Here is a 25,428-nt window from a genome sequence, read left to right on the forward strand (position 1 = left end):
CCATGTCCGACAGCACGACTTCCCGGCCAGTCATCAAAAGATCCCTGTCGATTTCGCACCGCGTCACCAGCCTGGTTCTGCCTCTCGCAATCCTCGCCACCTTGCTGTTGTTCGGCTTGGTGGAACCCCGCGTCTGGTCGCTGGGCAATATACAGAACATCATTGTGCAGGCGAGTTTCCTTGCGATCTTCGCCATGGCGCAAACCTTCGTCATTCTCACACGCGGTTTCGACCTTTCACTGGGCTGCAATATTTCGTTGATCAGCGTGGTTTCCGCCATGGTGATGGTCAATGGCGGGGACGGTACCTCCGTATTGCTTGGAATGGGCGCAGCACTCCTGACCGGGGCGGCAATCGGTTTGACGAATGGCGTATTGATTGCCGGGTTCCAGCTCAACGCATTGGTGGTGACGCTGGGTATGGCCAATATCATCCTTGCCCTGGCCTCAACTGTCAGCGGTGGTTTCCCGCTCACGGGCCTGCCTCCAGTCTTTAACGCCGTGCTCTCGCAAGGAAAGTTTCTTGGTCTGTTCGCGCCTATATGGGTGCTTGCATTGATCTTCATTGTGCTCGGCTTTGTCCTGACCGCCACCAAATTCGGTCGTAGCCTCTATATTATCGGCGCGAACCCCAAGGCTGCGCGGGCGGCTGGCATACGAACGGCGCCTGCGGTCATTCTGGCCTACACCATTTGTGGAGTGCTGACGGCCATTGGAGCAATCATGCTGACGGCACGCACAGGCTCTGGCGAACCCAATCTTGGTGGAAATCTCACCCTGGAATCCATTGCGGCAGCAGTCGTTGGGGGTGTGCGCCTGACCGGTGGCGAGGGCGGCGTGACCGCGGCTTTGATCGGAGCGCTTTTTATCACGGTTCTTTCCAACGGCATGAACCTCATTCAGGTCGATGGTTATCTCCAGCAGATATTCCTCGGCCTCATCATCATCACTTCCCTTGTCGTCGTGCAGATGCAGACGCAGCGCTAGTCCAGAGCTTTCGTATTCGTATTACGGGCGGCTTTGCCGTTCATTTATCGACCCCAAAAGAGATATCTTGAGGATCCAATGACATATCAGGTTTGCATCGATATTGGTGGTACCTTCACCGACTGCCTTGTTTCGAACGAAAAAGGTGAAATCTCGATCTTCAAATCGCCGACGACACCGGGCGAGTTTGAGAAGGGGTTTATCAATGTCCTCCATATTGCCGCCGAAGGATATGATCTCACCCCGGATGCCTTCTTCAAGCAGGTCGACCTTATCGTTCACGGTTCGACCGTGTCGACCAACGCCTTGGTGGAGCGCAAGACCGTCAAGGTTGGACTGCTTGTCACCGAAGGCCATCAGGATGTGCTGGTTCTGCGCGAAGGCCCGCGCAAGGGCGCCTTTCAGTGGCGGCTGGATTATCCCGAAGCCTATGTGCCCCGTCACCTGACGCGCACCGTCAGTGAACGCATTGACGCGCGTGGACGCGTGGTCACAGCGCTCAATCGCGATGACGTTGTAAAGGCGGCGGAAGACTTCAAGAAACTCGGTGTTGAAGCGATTGCCGTAGGCTTGCTGTGGTCCGTGGTTAACCCGGAGCACGAACTGGAAATACGCCAGATACTCGAAGAGAAACTGCCAGGCGTAGCTATCACGCTCAGCCATGAAATCAATCCGATGCCGCGCGAATATAAGCGCATCATCGCTGCTGCGATCGATGCTTCGATCAACCCCATCGTCAAGCGCTATATCGAAAAGTTACGCCTTGCACTCGACCAAACCAATTTCGGTGGTGAATTGCTGCTGGCCAATTGCGTGGGCGGTATGATGCCGGTTGCAGAAATGATCCGAAAGCCGATTTACTCGGTCATGTCAGGTCCAACCCTTGCTCCAATGGCCGCCCTTGCGCTTTCCGACGAACCCGACATTATCGTCGGCGACATGGGTGGTACGACATTCGATGTTTCCGCTTTGCGCAACCACCAGATCATCGTTACGCCTGACAGCATGATCCATCATGACAGTCTTGGCATTCCCAAGGTTGACGTACGTTCTGTCGGTGCGGGCGGTGGGTCTATCGCATCAGTGGATGCTGGCGGTCTCTTGCATGTCGGGCCGCATAGTGCAGGCGCGCGCCCGGGCCCTGCCTGCTACAACAAGGGTGGTGAGCTGCCGACGGTTACCGACGCCAATGTCGTTTTGGGGATTGTCGATCCAGACTATTTTCTGGGCGGCAAAATGCAGTTGCGGCAGGACTTGGCCGAGCAGGCTTTGTCAAAGGTTGCTGGCGAATTGGGGGTTTCCAATGAAGAAGCCGCCTATGCCATCTACACGACCTCCAACCACAACATGGTGGCCGCTATTGAAGAAATTACCGTGCGCGAGGGAATTAATCCGCGTGACAGTTTCTTCGTTTGCGGTGGCGGCGCAACAGCTATCCATATCGCGGAAATGGCCGATATTCTCGGCCTCAAACGCTATATGATCCCCCGCTTCATGGCTGGCCTGTCGGCTTTTGGCGGTCTGATCTCGGATATCCGTCGCGAGGATACCGGCGTGCTTTTGACTTCAAGCGAACGATTTGACCCAGAAGGTGTCAACGCGATCCTGTCGCGACTAAGGCAGTCCGGCGACGGGTTCCTAGATGAGGCAGGCGTTACTCCTGAAAACCGGCGTTTCGAATTCAGTTTCATGGGACGATACGAGTATCAATCCTTCGAAATTGAAGTTCCGTTCACGCCTGAAAATGGCCAAGTCACGCAGTCCCAACTTGCGGAATTTGTTGAAGCCTTCCACAAGATGCATGAACGCATCTATTCCATTCGTGCGGAGGGTGACGTCGTGGAGTTCACAGCCTGGAAGCTACGTGCGATTGGTAAACGTACGGGACAGGACATTTGGCTCAGCCATACGCTGCACAGTCAGAACGGCGCAGTACAGCCAAAGGGCTTCCGCAATGTTTACAGCCACGAAATCAAGGCGAAAGAGAAACTGCCGGTTTACGAGCTGGCGGGACTTGGCGCTGGCGCGCAACTTGCAGGTCCGTGCATCGTCGATGCCGAAACCTTTACCGCCTACCTGAAGAAGGGGCACGATGCCACCGTGGATACATATGGCAACCTTGTTGTCCAGGTAGCCTGATCAGAAAGGTTCAGTGATGAATATGAGCACAAAAATATCGGATACGGGTGCGGCCCGTCGTGTGGATCCGTTTCTTATGTCCGTTCTCAAAAGCCGTTTCGAGGCGGTGGTGCGCGAGATGACGCTTGTCGTCATGCGCGCGAGCCGGTCGGCTGTTATCAAGAACGCGCGCGACTTTTCCTGCGCTATCCTGACTTACGACCACCGGCTGGTATCGGTCGAAGATGCCCTGCCGATCCACGTTATGTCGATGGATCTGGCGACACGCCCGATCACCAAACTCTTTGATGATATCAAGCCGGGAGATATCTTTTTCAACAATTGCCCATTTACGGGCGGTACGCACCATGCCGACCTGATCGTGGCGATGCCGGTTTTCTATCAGGGTCAACCGCTATTCTGGATGATGGCGCTGTCACACCATGCTGATACCGGAGCGCCGACACCATCGACCTATCTGCCATTCGCGAAGAGCATCTTTGAAGAGGGAATGCACTGGCCCTGCGTGCGGATTGCCGAAAACTACAAGGAAAAGGCGGATATTCTTCGCATCGGCTCGATGCGCAATCGCGTTCCTGAAATGTGGCTTGGCGATGTGCGTGCACAGATTGGCGCTTGTCGCACTGGTGAGCGTCGAATTCACGAATTGCTGGAACGTTATTCGCCGGGAACGGTGATGGACTTCGTGGAAGACTGGTTCGACTATGGGGCGCGATGCGCCAAGGCCGCCATTGCGAAGCTTCCCGCTGGTCATTACAGTTATGAAGTTCGCCACGACCCGGTGCCCGGCGTTGCCGACGAAGGTATTCCTGTCAAACTGACCATCCACGTCGATCCTGAAAAAGGTGAAATTGTCGTTGATGCGCGAGACAATATCGATTGCGTTCCAGGCGGCCTGAATTTGTCGGAGAACACGGCGACCGGATCATGCCGTATTGGTGTGTTCAACAATCTTGATGAAAGCGTCCCGCATAATGAGGGGGCCAAGGCGCAGATCAAGGTGTTGTTGCGAGAAGGGTCTGCAATCGGAAAGCCCAAATATCCGGTGGGAACTTCTGTCGCCACAACCAACGTCAATGACCGGTTGATGATTGCCGGCAATGCAGTGTTCTCCCAGATGGGCGCGCCATATGGTCAAGCGGAAGGCGGCTCTCATCTTCCGGCAGGGGTTGGGGTTATTTCAGGTCAGGACCCGTACAAGGATGGCAAAGGCTATGTTAATCAGGTCTTCGTCGGATATGCCGGTGGTGGGGCCTTGCATGGCCATGATGGCTGGCTGACCTATTGCGGTCCAGCAAATGCTGGTTTGATCCAGCTGGACTCTGTCGAGGTTGATGAATCGATGTATCCCATCATTATCGAGCGGCGCGGTGTTGTCCAGGATTCGCAGGGTTATGGTGAGTTTGAAGGCGCGCCGACAGTCGGCGGCGTTTTCTACCCACTCGACCATGATATGACAATTGTCTACGCTGCTGATGGCACGACCTTCCCGCCACGCGGCGTGTTGGGTGGCGGTACGGGCAAGGCTTCGGAGACGGTCAAGATTGTCGGCGAGGGCAGGGAAGAAACTCTGCCGGCCTTTGCGGAAGTCGTCATTGAGGACGGTGCGAAGATTGCTTTTACAGCGTCGGGCGGCGGCGGTTACGGCGATCCGCTGAAACGCGATCCAAAGCGCGTGCTTGCCACCGCGAACCGTGGCTGGTTGTCGCCTAAAGCTGCCGAAAAAATCTATCGCGTTGCTTTGGTCTCCAATGATGAGGAGCCTGGCACATTCAAGATCGATCTCGAAAGAACGGCGAGCCTACGCGCGTAACGCAGGGATAGACTAAAGCGAAGATCCCCGCATTGCTGGTTGCAATGTGGGGATTGTTGTTTGAGCGAATGACCGCGCAAAAAAGCAACGGCACTCCGTTGGAGTGCCGCTTTATCAAGCCTGCTTGATCCGTGCAGATTACACCGTATGTCGTTCCGTGACGAATTTGGTTGTGAGATAGGGTTCGATGGCTTCGCTGCCACCTTCGGAACCGTAGCCGCTGTCCTTGACGCCACCAAATGGGACTTCCGGAAGCGCCAGACCAAGGTGATTGATGGTCAGCATACCGACCTCGAGGCGGCGTTCCAGTTCGGCAATCCGTGTTGCCGATTGCGTAAACGCATAGGAAGCAAGGCCGAATGGCAGACGATTGGCTTCGCTGAAGGCTTCTTCCGCGTCAGAGAACGGAATGATCAATGCCACTGGGCCAAAAGGTTCATCATTCATGATGTTCATATCGCGCGTGATATTCGTCAGAACCGTTGGTTCGTAGAAATTGCCGGAATTGCCGATGCGCTTGCCACCGGCGGCAACATGCGCGCCCTTATCTCGAGCATCAGCCACGAGCGCTTCAATGGCTTCCACGCGTCGCTGTGAAACCAGCGGCCCCATGGTGCTGTCGACGTCGAGACCGGAGCCTACCTTGACGCTCCCGACTTCCTGAAGAAACACATCGACAAACTGATCGACAGCCTTGTCCTCGATCAGGAAACGGGTCGGAGAGACGCAGACCTGTCCAGCGTTGCGGTATTTCGAGCGGCCCATCGTGGTTGCCGCTGCCGCGATGTCGGCATCGCCAAAGACCAGAACCGGTGCATGACCGCCAAGTTCCATCGTGGCGGGCTTCATATGCGCACCTGCCAGCGAGGCGAGGTGCTTTCCGACCGGGACCGACCCTGTAAACGAGACTTTGCGGATAGCCGGATGCGCGATCAGATAGCGCGATATGTCGGCTGGCACGCCATAGACGAAGTTGACGACGCCTGCCGGCAGTCCGGCCTCATGCAGTACTTCGGCCAGAACGGTTGGCGAGGCGGGGGTGTCTTCCGAAGGCTTGACGACGAGCGAGCAACCGGCGGCGAGTGCCGCACCCAGCTTGCGCGCCGTCTGCGATACAGGAAAGTTCCACGGTGTGAACGCAGCCACCGGTCCGATCGGGGCCTTGAACACTGTCTGGCGCACAAAACGGTCCCGCGCCGGAATGATACGACCGTAAGCCCGTCTGGCTTCTTCAGCAAACCAGTCGAAAATATCGGCCGAGACGTTGATTTCCGCGAGCGCTTCGGCCAGCGGTTTGCCCTGTTCGAGAGTCAGCAGACGCGCAGCGTCCCCGGCGCGCTCGCGAAGCAACGTGGCGGCTTTACGCAAAATATTCGAGCGTTCGAAGACGCTCATATCGCGCCAGATGTTAAAGCCGCGTTCAGCGGCAAGGGCTGCGGCTTCAAGCTGAGCTTTCGAGGCGACGCCAACCGTTCCGATGGTTTCATTATTGACCGGATTGAGCACGGCGATGGGCGGGCCGCCTTCGCCTTCCACCCATTTTCCATCGATGAACAGTTTGGTGTCGCGGTAGTGAGGATTGGTCATGACGTACTCAATTACCTGTTTGCAAGCGTTGTAAGATCAGATTTCCGATAGGTATCGCCGACGTGGCCGCGGGAGACGGCGCATTGCACACATGCAGCACACGTTTTGTCTGGTGGAACTTGAAGTCGTGAATAAGCTTGCCGTCACTCGAAACGGCCTGTGCTCTTATCCCCGCCCGGTAGGGCACAAGGTCGCTCTCCTGCAGGGATGGGCAATATTTCCGGCACTTTTCCAGATAGCTCTTCTTGAACAGGCTGTCCTTCATCTCTTCCAGGCCGGACGAAAGATGGGCGGTGATCGCTTTCCAGAAGCCCGGAAAGGCCGCATAGGTCGCCATATCACGCAAATTGGCCGAGAATTTTGGATAGCCTTCGCGCGACAAGCCCAGAACGGCATTGGGTCCGACGGTCAGGCTGCCGTCGATCATCGGCGTCAGATGAATGCCGAGAAACGGCATCGAAGGGTCCGGGACCGGATAAATCATGCGTTCGACAAGTTTGTTCAGTTCAGGCCGCAACGCATAATATTCGCCGCGAAACGGCACGATCTGGAAGTCGACATCGACACCGGATCGGCGGGCAAGGCGGTCAGCCTGCAGTCCCGCGCAGGCGATGACCTGCCTGCTTTCCCATACCTTGCCGCCCGCATGGACCCGGACATTGTCGCTGCGTTCTTCAATGCGGTCTACAAACACATTGAACTCGATATCGCCACCAGCAGTCCCAATGAGATCTGCCATGGCGCGGCAGACCGCACGATAATCGACAATGCCGCTCTGCTCGACCAGCAAGGCACCAAGCCCGGTCACAGCGGGTTCGAATTCGTGCAATTCACCGCCGTTGAGACGACGGCAAGCAATGCCGTTCGCAGCCGCATTCGTTTCAAGGGCGGCCAGACGCTGCACTTCGACTTCACTTGTCGCAACAACAAGCTTGCCGGGAACGCGATAGGCAATATTGTTCTCGTCACAGAACTGCTTCGTCATGCGCTCGCCAGCGCGGCACAGCTCTGCCTTGAAGCTGCCGGGCTGGTAATAAATGCCGGCATGAATCACACCGCTATTGTGGCCGGTCTGATGCATCGCAACGGCGTCTTCCTTCTCCAGCACGAGAATGCGGGCTGAGGGTTGCTGCCGGACAATGGTAAGGGCGGTGGCAAGGCCGACAATGCCGCCGCCAACCAGACAATAATCATACATGAGAAGAACCGATGTTTGTTGTATGATGCATCATCAATTAATTGCACGAAGCGTCCCTGGCGTCAATTGGTTTACTGAGAGGAAGCTCGTTCTGTCCGCACGGCCAACCAGACGAGCTGCGGTGGTCATTTCCTGATGCGCCTCAACAGCAATCGACATGCCGATGTGAGCGGGCACGAAGCCGATGTGGCAGGGGGCGCTGTCGGTTCAGAACAAGCCTCTGACAAGATCGACCGACATCACCGCTTTCTAGAAAGAAATGTCAGTAAAGGCCGTGCGGTTTCGTTCAAGCTCCATGCGGGTGCGGCGAATGTGGCTGTAAAGGGCTCTTTCTGAGTCCTCGACATCTCTTCGCTTGATCGCTTCCATCAGAAGCCCGTGCTCGCACTGAATGATCCAGAACCGCTCCCGGCCCAAAAGCATTGTGTACGCGCGCCGATAATGCTGGGTGGTGTTCCAGATGCGCTCGATCATGGGGATGAGCGTAGGCATGGCTGTCGCGCGATAGCTTGCGAGATGAAATTGACGATCAAGCCGCAGGAATTCCTCCACATCTGTTGTGGCGTCGATGGCGTGACAGATCTCCTCAAGGCCGCGAATATCGTCATCGGTCAGGTGCGGCAGGCTTTCGCCAAGCGCAAGCGGTTCGATGCGCTCTCGAATCTTCCACATCTCCACGCACTCATTGATATCGACACGCGCAATCCAGACGCCACTATTGGGAACGATGACGACGAGACCCTCGCTTTCGAGCTGTTTGAGAGCTTCGCGAACGGGCACACGACTCGTGCCGAATTGTGCGGCAAGTTCTTCTTGACGGATGCGCAGTCCAGGCGCGAACGCGCCGCTCAATATCTTTTGACGAATTTCCCCCGTTACTCGAAGACCCAACGTGGTTTCATTCATAAAATCGCCCCTTCTATGCTCTGACAGTGCATCAGAGACGCCAGATATAGCAGACAATGTTCGGCCCACGTCTACTACTTTTACCCTTCGGTGAAGAGGCGATCAGCAAGCGAACCAACCGGACTCCAAAGACGGCGCGTCAGACCTTTTTCATAAGCCTTGCCATTGGGGAAGGAAACAAGTTCGAGCTGCATTCCCCATGGTGCCAGGAAGTAAACCCAGGTTTGCCCTGCACTCGGACCATCTTTCCGCACCACAGGCTCACCGAGAATGCGGACATCATGCATGCGCAAATACTGCACTGCCGTATCAATATCGTCGACATAGAAAGCAAGGTGATGTCCACCGATGTCGCTATTGCGCGGTTGAACCGGGTTTTGGTCGGGCGAAGAATACTCAAATATCTCGAAGTTGGAGCCATTCCCGCAACGTAAGAACTGTAGCTTCTTCATGACGGCGTGCGGATGCACATTGAGAGTTGTCTGCATCCAATCCCCGTCAGAAGAGAAAGGGCCAAGCGCGTAAAATGGCTCGCAGCCGATGACGTTTACAAAGAAATCCACCGCTTCCAACAGATTGGGGACGGTGAAACCGATATGCTCCGTGCCGCGCAGGCCAGGTAAGCCGCTATCCCGTGCAAATGCCTCGTCCTGATGGCGGTAGCTGGTTATCGACATTTGCTCACCTTTGCGTCAATGTATCCAATCTAAGCATAGTCCATCGGGAAAATGTCTTTGTCGAGCCATATTATGCATATTTTCCCTTATTTTTAGATTCATTGGATACAATCAATTGACACCGCGCAAAGAAAATGAAAGCCTAGCAGTAACACAACCAGAATAAATGTGGGAACCGCTCTGGCTTGTTCAGAGCATCAAAATCGCTGGTATCGCGCGTAATGTCTGACCGCTGTCTGCCGCTTGCGAGACGCTCGCAGGTGACGGTCGAGCTTTTTCTGTAGAGGAAGAAATGCCGCAAACCAAGACCGTATCGAGTTCCACCCGCTGGCTAGAGTTTGGCACGACCAAAAAGGATTGGGATGCGGAAGACGCAGCCACGTTGGAAACCATGCTCTCATCGCTTCATCTCATCCGCGCATTTGAAGAAGCAGTCCTCGAACTTGCAAATGAGGGGCTGGTTCATGGCCCGGCACATTCATCCATTGGTCAAGAAGGCGGTGCGGTTGGCTCGATCCTGCCTCTGCGCGCAGATGATCAGATCAACGGCTCTCACCGGGGGCATCATCAATTTCTCGCAAAGGCTCTGAACTTTGTCGCGCCCGATGGTCTGCCTTTCGCAATGGCATTTGACAGTTCAATCCGTTCCCTTCTTCGCCGCTCTCTGGCCGAAATCATGGGCCTGGCCGAAGGGTTCTGTGGTGGTCGCGGTGGGTCCATGCACCTGCGATGGCAGGCCGCGGGTGCACTGGGCACCAATGCCATTGTTGGCGGCGGCGTGCCGCTGGCAGCAGGTGCTGCCTTCGCCCACAAGCAGTCAGGCTCGGACGCGGTTGCGGTAAGTTACTTTGGCGACGGCGCGGTGAATATCGGCTCGGTACTGGAGACGATGAACCTCTCTGCGGCCTGGCGCCTGCCGCTATGCTTCTTCATCGAAAACAACCGCTATGCGGTCGCGACCAGCCTTGAAGAATCAACGGCAGAAACGCGTTTGGCGGCGCGCGGACAGGCCTTCGCCATTCCATCCTGGCATGTTGACGGGATGGATCCGCTTGCGGTCAATCTCGCTATGAAGGAGGCGCTTGCACATATGCGCGCCGGAAACGGTCCGACCATCATCGAGGCCGAGGTTTACCGCTACTTCCATCAGAACGGTTCTTTCCCGGGCTCTGCCTTCGGCTATCGCACGAAAGAGGAGGAGGCAAGCTGGCGGATGAAGGATCCGTTGGATCGGGTAGCACGTGAAATGATGGCGCGTGGCCTTGTCGATCAGACTGGTATCGAAGCGTTGAGAGCGCGTTGCAAACAGATCATGCAGGATGTTGCAGATGAGCTGACAGATCACGTGGATAATCGCCGCATTATCAAGACGGGGCTGTGGCCGAAGCCGGACTTTTGCGATGTCGGAATTCGTAGCGATGGATCCGAATTGTCGGGCCTCCAATATGTCGAGAGATCGAACTTCAGTTTCGGGATCGAACAACGCAAATTTGTCGACGTCATTGCTGATGTGCTGGACCGGCGTATGGCGCTGGATGAAGGCATCGTCGTTCTGGGCGAGGATATTCACCGCTTGAAAGGGGGAACCAACGGCGCGACGCGTGGTCTCAAGGCTAAGTATCCGGATCGCATCCTCGGAACGCCGATCAGCGAGAACGCTTTCCTGGGCTTGGGTGGTGGACTTGCGATGGATGGACGCTATCGTCCAATTGTCGAGTTCATGTATCCCGACTTCATGTGGGTTGCGGCAGATCAGGTGTTCAATCAGGTCGGCAAGGCGCGCCATATGTTTGGGGGCGACATGGCCGTCCCTCTTGTGCTGCGTACGAAGATCGCAATTGGCACAGGTTATGGCTCTCAGCATTCCATGGATCCCGCAGGCATTTTCGCCACCTCCCCGGGCTGGAGAATTGTCGCGCCATCGACGCCGTTCGACTATGTCGGGCTGATGAACACAGCACTGGCGTCTAATGACCCTGTTCTGGTGATCGAGCATGTTGATCTTTATCAAACGATGGGCCCAGCACCGGTTGGCGATCTTGATTACTTCATTCCCTTTGGCAAAGCGTCGGTGCGCCGGAGCGGGTCCGCCGCGACGATACTGACCTACTCCGCCATGGTGCAGGCGACGCTTGATGCCGTTGAGGAGGCAGGCCTTGATGCCGAGGTCATCGACCTGCGCTGCCTCGACCGTGCCAGCCTCGATTGGGAAACCATTGCGGAGAGCGTGAAGAAAACCAACATCGTCATGATTGTCGAACAGGGACCGCGCGGGTCCTCCTACGGTTCATGGCTTTCCGATGAAATCCAGCGTCGGTTGTTCGACTGGCTTGATCATCCCGTCGAGCGGGTCAGCGGAAGCGAAGCGTCTCCGACGATCTCCAAAGTTCTCGAACGCGCTGCCTATGTCGGGCGAGAAGAAATCGCGGCTGCATTGGCAACCCTGCCGGAGCGACACCATGCCTGAGTTTCTCGTCATGCCGTCCGTCGTGGCCAATGCGCGCGACGGCACCATTGCTCGGTGGTTGAAGGTCGAGGGAGAAGCTGTTGCCTCAGGTGAGGCTTTTGCCGAAATCGAGACGGATAAGGCCGTCATCGAAATCTCCAGCCCTAAAACCGGACGCATTGCTCGCATAATACACGGCGATGGCGCGACAGTAACAGTGGAGACACCGATCGGCATTCTCGCGGATGAAGGCGAGACTGAAGCCAATGTGGCACAACTGCTTACAACCTCCACCTCTACGATGCTGGTTCAACGGGACGCGTTCGGCTTCGATTCATCAGCAGCACCGTCGGTGGAAACGCCACGCGGGAGCTTGAATCGGCGCATATTCGCCAGCCCGCTTGCGCGCAGGCTCGCAGGAGAAATGGGTATCCTGCTCTCTGACATCAATGGGACGGGACCGCGCGGGCGTATTCTGCGCGGCGATGTCGAGGCTTTCCATACCGCGATACGCTCGTCTTCCCCTACGACCACTCCTGCCGCCCAGCCAGCGGTGGTAAATGAAGATGTCTCCGTTGTCCGCTCGAACGATGTGGAGATCCCGCATGTTGCCATACCGCATTCCGCTATGCGGTGGACGATTGCACAGCGTTTGAGCGCGTCCAAACAAACGATTCCACATTTCTATCTCAACGCCGAAATCGTTGTCGATGCGCTGCTTGAACTTCGAAAGCAGATCAATGCGACGCGTCCGGCAGAAGCGCGGTTTTCGGTTACGGACTTTCTGGTCAAGGCCACCGCGGCTGCATTCGCCCGCGTTCCCGCCTGCAATGTTATCTGGACTGAGGACGCCCTTCTCAGCCTGCAACGAACGGATATTTGCATTGCGGTGGCGACAGCTGGCGGGTTGATCACCCCGGTGGTCAAGGACGCTGGCCAAAAATCGCTATCGGTCATCTCGGATGAGATTTCCGATCTGGCACTCAGGGCCCGCAATGGCAGCTTGAAACCGGGTGAGTATCGTGGCGGTTCCTTCACCATCAGCAATCTCGGCATGTATGGCGTCAGCGACTTCACCGCCATTGTCAATCCACCGCAAGCCGCAATTCTCGCAGTCGGCGCGATCGAAGAACGGGTTGTGTCCCGAGAGCTCAAAGCCGTTCACGCCCGCGTTATGCGCGTGACGCTGTCGCTCGATCATCGGGCAATAGATGGCGCTTTGGGAGCGCAATGGCTGTCCAGTTTCAAGGCGCTTCTTCAGAACCCGATGCAAATTCTGGTCTGAAGCGAAATACCTCGTCACAAGAAAAACAAAGGGCGAGCAATGATCATAAAACAGAGAGGGACATGAACATGCATAAATATGGCAACATGCTTTTGGCAACTGGTATCGCAACGGCGGCATGCCTTTCTGGCGCCCAAGCTCGCGATCTGACTGTCGTTGGCTTTGGCGGTGCGATTCAGGACGCGTTTCGAGAAGCCTATTTCACGCCCTACGCCACGGAAAAGGGCATCAAGGTGCTTGAAGACACAACAAATGGCGGCCTCGCCAAGCAAAAGGCAATGGTCGACGCGGGAAACGTCACCTGGGACGTTATGCAGATGGAGGACGATGAAGTCACCATGGCGTGCGAGCAGGGGCTTCTCGAGAATATTGACTGGTCGAAAAAGCCACATGCAGATGAGATTGATCCTAGCCAGTTCAAGGAATGCGCCGTCGGTGCTCTGAGTTGGGCCAACATTCTGACCTTTGATAAAACCAAACTGACGGACGGGCCCAAGAACTGGGCCGATTTCTGGAACGTTGAAAAGTGGCCAGGCAAACGCGGTCTGCGCAAGACTGCGAAGCTGACCATGGAAGTAGCCTTGATGGCGGACGGTGTGCCGCCGTCGGAAGTCTATCGCGTGATTGCTACCACAGAAGGTCAGGCCAGAGCCTTCGCCAAGCTCGATCAACTCAAGCCACATATCCAGTGGTGGGAGAGTGGAGCCCAGCCGCAGGAATGGCTTTCTTCAGGCGATGTCGTCATGACGACCGCATATAACGGTCGGGTTGACAATGCCCAGAAGGAAGGGAAAGACTTCGCTATCGTCTGGGACGGACAGATCAACTCGACTGAGTTCTGGGCCATCATGAAGGGAACGCCGAACCTGGATGAATCAACGTCTTTTGTCGAATTCATGATGTCGAAGGAACCGCAAACCACCTTTGCCAAGAATATCGCCTACGGCGTCAGCAACGTTAAAGCCATGGAAGCTCTTCCCGCGGACCGACTGGCAAAACTCCCATCTGCACCAGACAATCTCAAAAACGCGGTGCGTTTCAACTCGGAGTTCTGGATTGATCACGGTGAGGAACTGGCAGAACGCTTTGCCAGCTGGGTTGCTCAGTAAGCCAACTGGATAGTGTTATAGGCCATGCCGGTCGATTTCCAGCCGGCATGGTTTGTGGAGGCATGGTTTATGGAAGGCATGATTCCGATGACCTTGATCGATGAGGACACCGCCGCGACCAAGGCAAAGCGCCGGCAATGGGGGCGATCCGACAGACGTCGTCGCGCTGTTTCCCTCATGCTTGTGGCGCCACTTCTATTCTATGTGCTGCTGACATTCATGCTGCCGATCGGCATCATGCTCTACAAGGCAATTGATAATGTCGAACTGACGCAGGCTCTACCAGAAACGGTGGCTGAATTGTCCCGCTGGACGGCGAGCGATCCAGCCGAATTGCCACCGGATGTGGTTTTCTCCACATTCCTGCAGGAAATTTCTGGCGCTCCGCGCACTCTCGTCGCTGAGGCTGCCCGACGCTTGAACTACGAAGAGAGCGGCTACCGAACGCTACTCACCAGCACCGTTCGCAAGGTGCGTACACTGCCAGACGATATCACTGCAGATGGTGCTGCACGCCGTTTTCTGGCCGGAATCGACAAGAGATGGGAGGCGCCAGCCTACTGGCACGCGATGAAACGCGCGTCGCCAGCCTACACACCTTTCTACATGCTTGCCGCAGTCGACCTTGCCATTGATGACAACGGTAAGGTCGTACAGGCACCCCAAGAGCAACGAACCTATGTCGATATCCTCTTTCGTACGCTCAAGACCGCAGCTATCGTCACTCTGGTTTGCGCTCTGCTTGGCTATCCGCTTGCCAATCTGATGGTGAGCGCACCGCGCTTTCTTTCGATCGCGCTCATCATAGCCGTGATGTTGCCGTTCTGGACATCGCTATTGGCGCGCACCTCGGCCTGGATTGTCCTTCTTCAACGCGAGGGGCTCGTTAATTCCCTGTTCGGCTGGCTTGGTCTGATCCGGCAGCCCCTGGAGCTGATCTTCAACACCACCGGGCTCTATATTGTGATGATCCACATGATGTTACCCTTCATGGTCCTTCCTCTCTATTCCACGATGAAGGGTATACCACCACATTTCATGCGGGCGTCAGCCTCTCTTGGCGCTCATCCGGTTCGCGGCTTTCTCAATGTCTATTTGCCGATGACGTTGCCGGGTGTCGGAGCGGGGGTGTTGCTGACCTTCATCGTGACAGCGGGTTATTATATCACGCCATCGCTGGTCGCCAGCGCGCGCGACCAGATGCTCGGCTACTTCATCGCCTTCTTCGCCAACACAACCATCAACTGGGGCATGGCGTCGGCACTTGGGATTGTGCTGTTGCTTTGCACTGTTGCCGTCTATGCGCTCGCCGCGCGCACCGTGGGCGTGCGTCAGCTTGCGGGACTAAAGTGAGGTCGCCAATGCCCTATCATCGTCAAGCAATGATCATAAGGACACTCTACTACGGCTTTGGCGTGGCTATGATACTGTTTCTGGTCGTTCCACTCATTGCTATCGTCCCGCTGTCCTTCAGTTCGGGCAGCTTTCTCTCCTATCCGCTGCCAGGTGTTTCGTTGCAGTGGTATGAGCGTGTTTTTGCGAATGGCCCGTGGCTTTCATCACTCAAGAACAGCCTGATCATCGGTTCGGTGTCGACGGTTGCCGCAACCATTCTCGGCACACTTGCAGCTTATGCGTTTGCCCGTCGCGACTTGCCCATGCCAACCGCGATCCTCGGCTTTCTCATCGCGCCAATGATTGTTCCGCCTGTCATTAGCGGGCTCGGGATGTACTTTCTGATGGCGAAGTTCGGCCTGACCGCCAGCATGCCTGGCGTTATCATCGCCCATATAGTCCTGTCCGCGCCGTTCGTGCTCATCACCGTGACGGCCACTCTACAGGGCTTCGACATGGGGCTGCTTCGCGCCGCGGCCAGTCTTGGCGCGTCTCCTTACAAAGCCTTCATGACAGTTCTTGTGCCGGTCATTGCACCGGGCATTATCTCTGGCGCGCTTTTTGCCTTTATGACCTCGTTTGATGAGGTCGTTGTGACGCTGTTCCTTGCCGGCCCCGCCCAGCGAACCCTTCCCTTGAAAATGTTCGAGGGACTTCGCGACAATATCGAACCGTCCATCCTTGCAATGGCAACGTTCCTCATGATCGTCGCCACCCTCAGCCTCATCGCCGCGCTGTTCCTGGTGAACCGCAATGCACGAAATCTCGGAAAGGCATAACATGACCAGAGAAACTGCTGTCCACATTCCTAACCCGCAGGCGGGCGTTGCATTCATTGACGGGCGCTATATGCCAGTTGCCGAGGCCACCATTCCAATTCTTGATCGCGGCTTCGTGCGTTCTGACGCGACTTACGACGTTGCGCATGTCTGGAAGGGACGCTTCTTTCGTCTTGACGACCATATCGAACGGTTTTTTGCGTCCATGCGTGGGCTTCGGATGTCGCTGCCCTACACGCGTGAGCAAATCGCCGCGATCCTCATCGAATGTGTCAGTTTGAGCGGTTTGCGCGACGCCTATGTGCAGATGACATGCACACGGGGAATGCCGCCGGCTGGCAGCCGTGATCCGCGTCTTTGTACCCAGCGTTTTTATGCTTTCGCTACGCCTTTTGTCTGGATCGCGAATGACGATCAGCGCCGGCAGGGCGTTCCCATGGTTGTCAGCTCGGTTCACCGTATTGCACCACAGGCGGTGGATCCGCGCATCAAGAACTTCCACTGGCTTGACCTCACCATGGGCATTTTTGAGGCCTATGACAGAGATGCTTTCGTGGCCGTTCTGCGTGATGGGGATGGCAATATTACCGAGGGCGCCGGCTTCAACGTATTCGCTGTCAAAAATAATGTTCTCTTCACACCACAAAGCGGTGTTTTTGAAGGCATGACCCGTAGGACCGTTCTCGAACTATGCGAGCAATTGCAACTGCGTTGCGAGGTCCGTCCTGTCGCCATTGGCGAGGTTCTCGGTGCCGACGAAATCTTCATGACCAGCACGGCTGGCGGTATCATGCCCGTCACGACAATCGACGGCAACGCAGTCCGCGATGGCAAGCCCGGTCCGTTAACACGTCGACTGCACGATATTTACTGGCAGAAACAGGAGGACGGGTGGCTCGCGACTGACGTGCCATACAGGGATTGATAGAGCGCAAAAATTCTTCCCGACAGGACGGGGAACCCCAAAACCCATACCAGCCACATGAAAGGTCATTCATGCAAACCGGACACATCATTGAATTCGTGGGTGTGCAGAAAACCTATGATGGACGCACCGTTGTTATCGAGAATCTGAACCTGTCGGTAAGGCAGGGCGAGTTTCTAACACTTCTCGGCGGTTCAGGTTCGGGTAAGACCACAACGCTTATGATGCTTGCCGGTTTCGAAGCGCCTAGCCGAGGTCATATTCTCGTCAAGGGAAAGCCGATTGAACACTTGCCGCCCCACCGCCGGGGCATCGGCGTTGTCTTTCAGAATTATGCTTTGTTTCCCAACATGACCGTAGCGCAGAATTTGGCTTATCCGTTGCGCATGCGAAAGATGAGCAAGCAGGAAATACGGGTCAAGGTCGATAAGACCATCGCGATGGTTCGCTTGGAAGGCATGCAAAACCGTCGACCGAGTGAGCTTTCCGGCGGGCAGCAGCAGCGCGTGGCACTTGCTCGCGCGCTCGTCTTTGAGCCGAGCCTGGTTCTCATGGACGAACCGCTTGGCGCACTCGACAAGACGCTGCGCGAACATATGCAATATGAGATCAAGCAAATCCATCGGGATTTGGGTGTCACAATGGTCTATGTCACCCACGATCAGACTGAAGCGCTTGCCATGTCCGACCGCATTGCCATTTTCGAGCGGGGATCGGTCACTCAGATCGCCAGCCCGCAGGAGCTTTATGAGCAGCCCGCAAATGTTTTTGTGGCGGGCTTTATTGGCGAGAACAATATCATCTCTGGACATTCGGAAGGCATGGATGAACGGGGTTATGCAACGATCCGCTTGGATTGCGGCCAGACAGTGCGGACACATCTATCCTCCAGTTTTACCGATATGGGTAAGCCTGTAAAAATCGCAGTCAGGCCCGAGCATCTGGTGATCGGCACAGCGGCGCAAAACCGCTCCAATCAGTGCACGGGAACAATCCTAGATACGACTTACCTCGGCGACCATTTGCGCGCACTGGTGGACATTGGCTGCGGGCAGACGATGGTGGTTCGCAAGCCACTTCTGGATTTCACCACAAGACCGGTGGCAGGTGACGCAATTCTTATCGGTTGGAACGATACTGACGGATGCACTTTCTCGTAGGTGCCCGGTCAACGTCCATCGCGGTTTTCGTATGCGCGATACCGTAAGCCGACCTTGTTGATGCAAAAGGGTGAGGTCGGGATAAGCGCTTCTCACGCATAAATCAGGAGTTTAAAATGGTCTCGCCGACGGACACGATAGGCGTGTCAAAACCGAATAGCTTCGAACCCTCCGATGAAACAGTTGCCATGCTCAAGGAGCGTGCACAGTTTATCCGCCTTGAAACCGTTCGTCTCATCGAGATCGCGAAGACGGGTCACTACACGTCGGTGTTTTCCGCCGCGGAGATATTTGCCGCACTTTATTACGATGTGATGCGCATTCGACGCGCAGAGCCGAATTGGGCGTCACGTGACCGCTTCACGATTGGAAAGGGTCACGCCGCGGTTGGTCTGTTTCCCGTATATGCGGATCTCGAGTTTTTTCCTAAAGACTGGCTCGACACCTATACGCGTCTAGGCAGCCCGCTCGGTGATCACCCCGACATGCGCAAGGTGCCTGGCGTTGACTTTTCATCTGGTTCAATTGGTCATGCGCTCTCCAATGGGCTTGGCATGGTATTGGCACAGCGCTGGACGGGCGAAGACTACAAAGTCTTCTGCATGATGGGTGATGGTGAAATGCAGGAAGGTCAGGTCTGGGAGGCAGCTATCGGCGCCGCTCAGCACAAGGCCCGCAACTTGATCGCCATTATCGACCGTAACGGTTATCAGCTCGACGGTAAGGTCAATGATGTCATGAACGTAGAACCGTTGGATGAGAAATGGCGCGCCTTCGGTTGGGAGGTTCATGTCGTGGATGGACATGACGTGGCGGCGACGACCGAGCTCCTGCGGCGCATACGCGCCGATGACCAGCGCCAGATTCCCTGCTGCATTATAGCCAACACCGTCAAGGGCAGGGGCGTCTCCTATATGGAAACGGAGCCGGGCTGGCATCTCGGTTATCTCGATCCGTCGGACGCCGAAGCCGCTGTTGCTGAAATCAAGTCACGGGAGATCTGACCATGAGACGCACCCTTTCCGCCAATTCCTGGCAATATCGCGGTCTGAACGCAGCAAATCCTGGCCTCGTTCATCTTTCGAACGGTATTATTGATCTCGTGGAGGCTGGACACAACGTTGTGGCCGGTTCTGCGGATCTGCAATATTCCAACGGCCTCAATCGTTTCGCATCGGTCTACCCTGATCGATACATTTCCTTCGGCATTTCTGAACAGAATATGGTGAGTGTCGCAGCCGGCATTGCAACCTGCGGTGTTACGCCCTTTGTTGCGACTTTTGCTTCTTTCATCGCATTGCTTGCCTGTGAGCAGATCCGCATGGACGTTGCTTACTCCGCGCAGCCAGTGCGAATGATTGGCCATCACACTGGTATATCGCTGGGCTTTTATGGAACGTCGCATCACGCGACCGAAGATATAGCGACGACCCGCTCGATTGCCGATCTTTCCGTCGTCTCGCCTGCAGACGGCGCTCAGCTCGAAGCAGCCATTCGCGCGTCCGCCAATCATGATCGACCGATCTATTTCCGGATCGGTCGGGGCCGAGATCCAGTTGTCTACGACAAGGATACAACCTTCGTTTTCGGCCAGGCGCATGAACACCTCCAAGGCGAAGAGCTGACGATCATTGCTTGCGGCATGGCTGTCCACGGTGCGCTTGAAGCGGCCCGTGCGATGAATGCCAAGGGTCGCTCTATCGGGGTGATCGATATGGCTTCAATCAAACCTCTTGACCGGGAGGCTATCCTTTCTGCCGCTTCGCGCACGAAGAAAATGATGACTGTTGAAGAACACAATGTTCTGGGCGGGCTTGGAGCGGCTGTGGCCGAGGTTTTGGCTGATGAAGGGGCTGGCGTCAAACTCAAGCGGCACGGAATCTACGACGAGTACAGTCTCATTGCGCCACCGACCCATCTCTATGCGCACTACAAGTTAGATGCCGCCGGCATTCGTTCAGTTGCAGAAGAGTTTTTAGCCGCGAGCTGAGGTGGGGTGGGTACCGCCACTCTTCACCGGTACCCCTAGAGTTGGCGGGTCTATAAGTATGGGTTCTCTCCTCAGATCTGAGAGGATGACGCCCACCTATGGCCGATATGAGTCTGATGTTGCTGCCTTGACGTCCTTAACAACGATTGCATCAAAGACATTGATGTGGCTTTGCGCCGAACTTCTGAAAAGTGTATCGTTCGGAACTGATTGTCGAACGGATGGACCAATATGCATCCATAGCGGCTCGAGCATCTCGCGAATGAATGCTTCCCTTCGAGAACTGATAACACGTCACACTAAGATAAGGAGTTGCGACGTGCTATCCAGAATTCATCGATAGTAATGCTTCAAGCATATGTGGGTTGAGAGTGGTTAAGCTTCTTTGATAAGCTTTGCCGTTGTGGACTGCTGTCCCCACTCGTGCCACGAGCCATCGTAAAGACGCCAGTTGGTGTTGCCGAGCCGCTCAATCATAAAGCCGAGTATGCAGGCGGTTACGCCTGATCCGCATGTGGTGATGACGTCATCGTGCACATCAGCACCGGCTTCTTGGAAAATCTCCGCGGCTCTTTCCGTCGAAACAAACGAAAAGTTACTTTCCCTATCAAAGAACAAGGCCCAGGGCGTGTTGATCGCGCGCGGCATGTAGCCAGAAGCAACGCCGGGATAGCCCGAGCCTTCCAGTCCATCAAAACGGGCGGCGGTTCGAGCATCAACAATAGTGGTTTTATCATTGTCGATTGCAGCCTGCACGTCATCTATCGTCACAACGCGTCCTTCCACCAGCTGCGCGGCGAATATTTGCGGTATCGGCATTGCAAAATCGCCAACTTCAACAGCACGTTCCTCAGCTTGCCACTTGCGCCAACCACCATTTAAAATGCGTACATTGTCGTGGCCAAAAGTGCGGAACATCCACCATAAACGACATGAGACATATCCGACGTCATAAATAATGACTTCCGTGTTGGGACCGATACCCAGGCGTCCCGCAACTGCAGCAAAAAGGGCGGCATCAGGAAGCATATTGACATAGGGCGAGTTCGGATCCGAAATTTCGGAGAGGTCGATAAAACGCGCGCCGGGAATATGCCCTAACCGGAAATCGTCGATCGCGTATTTCTGAGCTTCGGGCAGATACCATGATGTGTCGAGCACCACGCGGTTTGCATGAGGCTCTTTCTCTATGAGTTCCGCTAGCTCATGCGTTTCGATAAGCCAATTGGCCATTTACATCTCTTCCTTCGTAAGATCGGGGAAATTACAAGCGATAACCAACAGACCGTTATGGATAAAACGAAGGCTTATCAGGGTTTTGGACCCAGCTGTCACCGGACAAAACGCCACCGTCAACGACAACTGCACGACCAGTGATGTATTGTGATGATGGTGCCACGAGGCTCAATGCAGTCGCGATCAAATCATCCGGCACTGCAAGCCGCCCAGCCGGAATATAACTGGCAAACCAGCGCCCGCGATATTCGTCATCCCAAAGCGGTTTTGTAAATTCTGTTTTGACAAATCCGGGTTCAATTGCATTGACCTGAATATTGTCGCTTGCCCACTCATGCGCCATAGACTTGGTCAACGACGTCACGGCTGCTTTGGTTGCCGCGTAAACAGAGATTGTATCAAAAGAAATATTTGCTGAAAGCGAGCTGAAGTGCAGAATTTTGCCGCCGCCCTGCGCTTTCATAAGAGGCTGCACAGCTTTTGAAAGAAAATAGACACTGCGGAAATTAACGGACGTGATCAGGTCGAAATCGTCTTGCGAGACATCCGCGATTGGCTTGCGCCGATTGGCACCCTGTAGGTTCACAAGAATATCGATGCGACCGGTAATAGCACGAGCACGCTCCACCAGTTCGTCACAGGCTGTTGCCCAACCAAGGTCAGCCTGAAGGCCAGTGAACTCCAGCCCCTCAGAGAGAAACCGGCTCTCAAGCGCGTCGAGGCGGTCCTGCGCAAGGTCGTGCACAATGACACGCGCACCGGCTTTGGCGAAAGCTTCGGAAATAGCAGAGCCGATTGCTCCTGCACCGCCTGCGATAAGAGCAGTTTTTCCGTTTAGCGAGAAGAGTGAAGCAAGATAGTCTGACATTGTTTTTGTCCTGACACACGGATATCCCCGGTGTGCATTATTTCGAATAAAAGAGATCTTTGGTTACTCAAACTGGCACGGCTGTGCCCGATCTTTCGGTGGGTATTGTGGCTGGTGCAAGCACCAAACCGACAGATAACTGCTCCCGGAGTTCCCGCATGACGATGGTACAGCAAGCTGTATGTCATTAGGATAACTCAAGAAAAGTGATTTGAAAGATATGCGCCCATGTTGTCGGATGCGCGCATAGATTGTTTTTCTTAGGAAGCGATGAAAAACGAATTTAGTTTCTTTCAGGTGGCGCAAAAACAAAATCCACGAGCGATCTTTCGGCTGTGACTGCGGCTATTTTAGTTTCAGTTGAAACCTTGGAATCTCCCAAAATGATCCGCAAAACAATTCTAACTGCCGTTTCTGGCATCGCTGTGTTGGCCGCAAGTCTTTCTCCGTTGCACGCCGAGCCAAAAGGCAAAGATGCAGAGGTGACGATTTTCGTTTCGCCACTCACTTTTGCCTTCTCGCATTTCGTATTTCTGACCGATCAACTTGAAGATGAAGCAAACAAGATTGGCGGCGTGAAAATTCTGAAGGCGGATGGACAGCTTTCAGCTCCAAAACAGATCGCTGATATCGAAGCTGCCATCGTGCAGGGCGTCGATGGTATCATCATTGCTCCCGCTGACGCTGATGCGCTCGCACCAGCCGTTCAAGAAGCCATTGCAGCTGGCATCACTGTTGTCACGGTTGACCGCCCCGTAAATGGCGTGCCGGACGTGCTGGCAAATGTTGCGGCCGATAATTTCAGAGGTGCGGAAGCACAGGGAGAAGCCGTTGTTAAGCTGTTTCCTCAAGGGGCCACAATCGTCAATCTTCAGGGCATTCCGGGTGACAAGACAGCCAATGATCGCAATGGTGGCGCGCATAAAGTGATCGATGCAGGCGGTGAGAAGTACAAGTTCCTTGCCGAACAAGCCGCCAACTTCTCGCGTGATAAGGGACTTACTGTCACAGAAAACGTCCTCACTGGGCTTGCAGAAGCGCCGCAAGTTATCATTGCGGGCAATGATGACATGGCATTGGGTGCGGCACAGGCTGTTGACGCCCGTGGTCTCAAGGGTAAGGTTAGTATTTTTGGCTATGACGGCTCGGAAGATGCTCTCGCTGCCGTTAACAATGGCTCACTTGCAGGCACTGTTGACCAGTTTCCAGGTCAGCAGGGGCGCGTTGCCGTCCGCACGCTTGTCGATTTTATCCGTGAAGGTAAAAAGCCAGAAACGGACAATATCCTGATCGCTCCTGTTGCGATTACGAAGGACAACCTTGATAAGGCCGAACGAGTAGGGCTGATCAAGAAATGAGTGTAAGGGCCGTTCTAAGCCCGCTTGAATTAGAAGAACCGGAGCGCGAAACGCGTTCCGGTCTCTCTTTTTTGGAAGCGAGGGCTCTGGTTAAACGTTTCTTTGGGGTAACGGTGCTGGATGGTATTGCGCTCGCTTTGCGTCCCGGAGAAGTGCGCGCTCTGCTTGGTGAAAATGGTGCAGGCAAGTCGACGCTTATCAACCTTTTGTCTGGCGTGCATCAGCCTGACGATGGTGAAATCCTTTTTGATCAACAAGCTGTGCATTTTGCTCAACCTCTTGATGCCAATCGCGCTGGCATCAGTGTTATACGCCAAGAACTCTCTCTCTTTCCCGACCTCACTGTTGCAGAAGCCATTTTCGCTGGCCACTTGCCACGGAACCGCTTTGGCCTGGTGGACTGGCGCAGCATCCGGGAACAATCACGCTCTGCACTAGAATTGCTCGGGCTGACTGTGATTGACGTGAACGCCCGCGTGGCTGAGCTTTCAATTGCACAACAGCAGTTGGTCGAAATCGCCCGTGCTCTCACACGCCAGTCGCGTGTCGTCATCATGGATGAGCCGACGGCATCTTTGTCACAGGAGGAAGTGGAGCATTTAGGTAAGATCATTGCCCGCCTCTCTGCTGAAGGGGTCGCAATCCTGTATGTTAGCCATCGCCTTGATGAAATCCGCGCCTTTTGCCAAACATACACTGTTCTACGTGATGGCAGGATCGCTGGTGAAGGCAATGTGTCAGATGTCGAGACGGCAGTCCTGATTAAAGCGATGGCCGGTCGAGATGTTGAGATTGGGAAAAAGCCAACCAATCATGCTGCAGGACGCACCGTACTTGAGGTGAAAAGCCTTGCTAGCCGCCTGTCCGGGCGCCTTACAGCCAGCGTGAAAGATGTCAGCTTCACGGTTAGAGCCGGAGAAATTATCGGCCTGGCAGGTATCGTAGGCGCTGGGCGAACCGAGGTCGCAAGAATGATCTTTGGCCTTGATGCCATGGGCGGCGGTGAGATATTCCTCGCGGGTAAGCCGTTTAAACCGACGTCAGTCGAACATGCGATTAAAGCAGGAATTGGCTATGTTTCGGAAGACCGAAAAGGGCTTTCGATTTTGCCCGGCAGAAGTGTGCTTGAAAACTTTGCCATAGCGTCTGCTGTCAAAGCGCGGTTTGGCATTCTCAACGATAGCGCAGGCGAGCAGCGTGCTCTTGAACATTATGTGGAACGCCTTGGTATTCGTTTTCCGGGCTTTTCGGCGCCGATTGTGACGCTATCGGGTGGAAATCAGCAGAAGGTCATCTTGGCCCGTTGGATAGCGCGCTCGCCGCAACTGCTGATAGTCGATGAGCCCACACGTGGCATCGATTTAGGTGCCAAGGAGGAAGTTCATGGCCTCCTGCGTGAGATCGCTCAACAAGGTGTCGCCGTTCTCGTCATTTCCTCTGATCTGCCAGAACTCATGGCAGTTTCTCATCGTATCGTAACTCTGTGTGAAGGGCGATCAACGTTTGAGACCGATGCGGCAAACGTCACAGCTGAAACACTTATGTCCAAAATGACCAGAGTTTGATTTGGC

General features: G+C 55.0%; 20 protein-coding genes. 14 read left to right on the plus strand and 6 right to left on the minus strand.

Annotated elements, in window-relative coordinates:
- The first annotated feature begins 2 nt into the window (after positions 1–2).
- The 3 genes from QBD00_RS16005 (at position 3) to QBD00_RS16015 (ending at position 4,938) form a co-directional block, all read left to right on the plus strand.
- The gene (locus QBD00_RS16005) at positions 3–986 is read left to right on the plus strand and encodes an ABC transporter permease (RefSeq protein WP_151093879.1); all 984 of its coding nucleotides are present in this window, start codon (positions 3–5) and stop codon (positions 984–986) included.
- A gap of 78 nt (positions 987–1,064) precedes the next feature.
- Entirely contained in the window at positions 1,065–3,125 is a 2,061-nt protein-coding gene (locus tag QBD00_RS16010; RefSeq protein WP_151093877.1) for a hydantoinase/oxoprolinase family protein, read from the plus strand.
- A 16-nt stretch (positions 3,126–3,141) separates the two neighbouring features.
- The gene (locus QBD00_RS16015) at positions 3,142–4,938 is read left to right on the plus strand and encodes a hydantoinase B/oxoprolinase family protein (RefSeq protein ID WP_318580021.1); all 1,797 of its coding nucleotides are present in this window, start codon (positions 3,142–3,144) and stop codon (positions 4,936–4,938) included.
- A 138-nt stretch (positions 4,939–5,076) separates the two neighbouring features.
- Here the strand turns inward: QBD00_RS16015 and QBD00_RS16020 are convergent, their stop codons facing one another.
- From QBD00_RS16020 to QBD00_RS16035, 4 genes are all read right to left on the minus strand, one after another.
- The gene (locus tag QBD00_RS16020) at positions 5,077–6,525 is read right to left on the minus strand and encodes an NAD-dependent succinate-semialdehyde dehydrogenase (protein WP_318580022.1); all 1,449 of its coding nucleotides are present in this window, start codon (positions 6,523–6,525) and stop codon (positions 5,077–5,079) included.
- A 7-nt stretch (positions 6,526–6,532) separates the two neighbouring features.
- Positions 6,533–7,723, minus strand: coding sequence for an L-2-hydroxyglutarate oxidase (gene lhgO / locus QBD00_RS16025; RefSeq protein ID WP_151093871.1), 1,191 nt, complete (start codon positions 7,721–7,723; stop codon positions 6,533–6,535).
- Positions 7,724–7,972: 249 nt separating this feature from the next.
- Positions 7,973–8,629 carry a GntR family transcriptional regulator gene (locus tag QBD00_RS16030; protein WP_151093869.1) on the minus strand — a complete coding sequence of 219 codons (657 nt, stop codon included), beginning with the start codon at positions 8,627–8,629 and terminating at the stop codon, positions 7,973–7,975.
- An 80-nt stretch (positions 8,630–8,709) separates the two neighbouring features.
- On the minus strand, positions 8,710–9,306 hold the full coding sequence (locus QBD00_RS16035) for a VOC family protein (protein WP_151093867.1): 597 nt from the start codon (positions 9,304–9,306) through the stop codon (positions 8,710–8,712).
- A gap of 292 nt (positions 9,307–9,598) precedes the next feature.
- On the opposite strand from QBD00_RS16035, the gene QBD00_RS16040 reads away from it, so the two are divergent.
- The 9 genes from QBD00_RS16040 (at position 9,599) to QBD00_RS16080 (ending at position 20,395) form a co-directional block, all read left to right on the plus strand.
- A complete protein-coding gene (locus tag QBD00_RS16040; RefSeq protein WP_318580023.1) occupies positions 9,599–11,773 on the plus strand; it encodes a thiamine pyrophosphate-dependent enzyme in 2,175 nt (724 codons plus the stop codon).
- Positions 11,766–13,037, plus strand: a complete 1,272-nt coding sequence (locus QBD00_RS16045; RefSeq protein WP_318580024.1) for a 2-oxo acid dehydrogenase subunit E2 — start codon at positions 11,766–11,768, stop codon at positions 13,035–13,037. The genes QBD00_RS16040 and QBD00_RS16045 overlap by 8 nt, the downstream gene beginning before the upstream one ends.
- 62 nt (positions 13,038–13,099) lie before the next feature.
- Positions 13,100–14,146: an ABC transporter substrate-binding protein gene (locus QBD00_RS16050; protein ID WP_318285403.1), complete on the plus strand. Its 1,047-nt coding sequence runs from the start codon at positions 13,100–13,102 to the stop codon at positions 14,144–14,146.
- Positions 14,147–14,215: 69 nt separating this feature from the next.
- Positions 14,216–15,499 carry an ABC transporter permease gene (locus QBD00_RS16055; RefSeq protein ID WP_235901875.1) on the plus strand — a complete coding sequence of 428 codons (1,284 nt, stop codon included), beginning with the start codon at positions 14,216–14,218 and terminating at the stop codon, positions 15,497–15,499.
- Between the two features lie 8 nt (positions 15,500–15,507).
- Positions 15,508–16,320, plus strand: a complete 813-nt coding sequence (locus QBD00_RS16060) for an ABC transporter permease (RefSeq protein WP_318285404.1) — start codon at positions 15,508–15,510, stop codon at positions 16,318–16,320.
- A gap of 1 nt (position 16,321) precedes the next feature.
- Entirely contained in the window at positions 16,322–17,245 is a 924-nt protein-coding gene (locus QBD00_RS16065; protein ID WP_318580025.1) for an aminotransferase class IV, read from the plus strand.
- Positions 17,246–17,316: 71 nt separating this feature from the next.
- Positions 17,317–18,405, plus strand: a complete 1,089-nt coding sequence (locus tag QBD00_RS16070; protein WP_151093859.1) for an ABC transporter ATP-binding protein — start codon at positions 17,317–17,319, stop codon at positions 18,403–18,405.
- 116 nt (positions 18,406–18,521) lie between these two features.
- Positions 18,522–19,409 (plus strand): transketolase, encoded by an 888-nt coding sequence (locus tag QBD00_RS16075; RefSeq protein WP_151093857.1) that lies wholly within the window; start codon positions 18,522–18,524, stop codon positions 19,407–19,409.
- Between the two features lie 2 nt (positions 19,410–19,411).
- Entirely contained in the window at positions 19,412–20,395 is a 984-nt protein-coding gene (locus QBD00_RS16080; protein ID WP_151093855.1) for a transketolase family protein, read from the plus strand.
- A gap of 375 nt (positions 20,396–20,770) precedes the next feature.
- Here the strand turns inward: QBD00_RS16080 and QBD00_RS16085 are convergent, their stop codons facing one another.
- Positions 20,771–21,628 (minus strand): sulfurtransferase, encoded by an 858-nt coding sequence (locus QBD00_RS16085; protein ID WP_318580026.1) that lies wholly within the window; start codon positions 21,626–21,628, stop codon positions 20,771–20,773.
- A 55-nt stretch (positions 21,629–21,683) separates the two neighbouring features.
- Positions 21,684–22,499, minus strand: a complete 816-nt coding sequence (locus QBD00_RS16090) for an SDR family NAD(P)-dependent oxidoreductase (RefSeq protein ID WP_151093851.1) — start codon at positions 22,497–22,499, stop codon at positions 21,684–21,686.
- A 383-nt stretch (positions 22,500–22,882) separates the two neighbouring features.
- Between QBD00_RS16090 and QBD00_RS16095 the strand changes: the two genes are divergently transcribed.
- Both QBD00_RS16095 and QBD00_RS16100 read left to right on the plus strand, forming a co-directional pair.
- The gene (locus tag QBD00_RS16095; protein WP_318580027.1) at positions 22,883–23,857 is read left to right on the plus strand and encodes a substrate-binding domain-containing protein; all 975 of its coding nucleotides are present in this window, start codon (positions 22,883–22,885) and stop codon (positions 23,855–23,857) included.
- The gene (locus QBD00_RS16100) at positions 23,854–25,422 is read left to right on the plus strand and encodes a sugar ABC transporter ATP-binding protein (RefSeq protein WP_318580028.1); all 1,569 of its coding nucleotides are present in this window, start codon (positions 23,854–23,856) and stop codon (positions 25,420–25,422) included. Before QBD00_RS16095 ends, QBD00_RS16100 begins: the two co-directional genes overlap by 4 nt.
- The last annotated feature ends 6 nt before the right edge of the window (positions 25,423–25,428 follow it).

Origin of the sequence: Ochrobactrum sp. AN78 (genome assembly GCF_029909885.1) — a bacterium.
Lineage (GTDB): Bacteria > Pseudomonadota > Alphaproteobacteria > Rhizobiales > Rhizobiaceae > Brucella > Brucella quorumnocens.

Bases quoted from the DNA above. Each gene is read 5' to 3' on its own strand.
- QBD00_RS16010 (WP_151093877.1), top strand. From the start codon at position 1,065: ATGACATATCAGGTTTGCATCGATATTGGTGGTACCTTCACCGACTGC.
- QBD00_RS16070 (WP_151093859.1), top strand. From the start codon at position 17,317: ATGCAAACCGGACACATCATTGAATTCGTGGGTGTGCAGAAAACCTAT.
- QBD00_RS16035 (WP_151093867.1), bottom strand. From the start codon at position 9,306: ATGTCGATAACCAGCTACCGCCATCAGGACGAGGCATTTGCACGGGAT.
- QBD00_RS16100 (WP_318580028.1), top strand. From the start codon at position 23,854: ATGAGTGTAAGGGCCGTTCTAAGCCCGCTTGAATTAGAAGAACCGGAG.
- QBD00_RS16060 (WP_318285404.1), top strand. From the start codon at position 15,508: ATGCCCTATCATCGTCAAGCAATGATCATAAGGACACTCTACTACGGC.
- QBD00_RS16095 (WP_318580027.1), top strand. From the start codon at position 22,883: ATGATCCGCAAAACAATTCTAACTGCCGTTTCTGGCATCGCTGTGTTG.
- QBD00_RS16005 (WP_151093879.1), top strand. From the start codon at position 3: ATGTCCGACAGCACGACTTCCCGGCCAGTCATCAAAAGATCCCTGTCG.
- QBD00_RS16080 (WP_151093855.1), top strand. From the start codon at position 19,412: ATGAGACGCACCCTTTCCGCCAATTCCTGGCAATATCGCGGTCTGAAC.
- QBD00_RS16050 (WP_318285403.1), top strand. From the start codon at position 13,100: ATGAACATGCATAAATATGGCAACATGCTTTTGGCAACTGGTATCGCA.
- QBD00_RS16065 (WP_318580025.1), top strand. From the start codon at position 16,322: ATGACCAGAGAAACTGCTGTCCACATTCCTAACCCGCAGGCGGGCGTT.
- QBD00_RS16085 (WP_318580026.1), bottom strand. From the start codon at position 21,628: ATGGCCAATTGGCTTATCGAAACGCATGAGCTAGCGGAACTCATAGAG.
- QBD00_RS16020 (WP_318580022.1), bottom strand. From the start codon at position 6,525: ATGACCAATCCTCACTACCGCGACACCAAACTGTTCATCGATGGAAAA.
- QBD00_RS16075 (WP_151093857.1), top strand. From the start codon at position 18,522: ATGGTCTCGCCGACGGACACGATAGGCGTGTCAAAACCGAATAGCTTC.
- QBD00_RS16040 (WP_318580023.1), top strand. From the start codon at position 9,599: ATGCCGCAAACCAAGACCGTATCGAGTTCCACCCGCTGGCTAGAGTTT.
- QBD00_RS16045 (WP_318580024.1), top strand. From the start codon at position 11,766: ATGCCTGAGTTTCTCGTCATGCCGTCCGTCGTGGCCAATGCGCGCGAC.
- lhgO (WP_151093871.1), bottom strand. From the start codon at position 7,723: ATGTATGATTATTGTCTGGTTGGCGGCGGCATTGTCGGCCTTGCCACC.
- QBD00_RS16055 (WP_235901875.1), top strand. From the start codon at position 14,216: ATGGAAGGCATGATTCCGATGACCTTGATCGATGAGGACACCGCCGCG.
- QBD00_RS16015 (WP_318580021.1), top strand. From the start codon at position 3,142: ATGAATATGAGCACAAAAATATCGGATACGGGTGCGGCCCGTCGTGTG.
- QBD00_RS16030 (WP_151093869.1), bottom strand. From the start codon at position 8,629: ATGAATGAAACCACGTTGGGTCTTCGAGTAACGGGGGAAATTCGTCAA.
- QBD00_RS16090 (WP_151093851.1), bottom strand. From the start codon at position 22,499: ATGTCAGACTATCTTGCTTCACTCTTCTCGCTAAACGGAAAAACTGCT.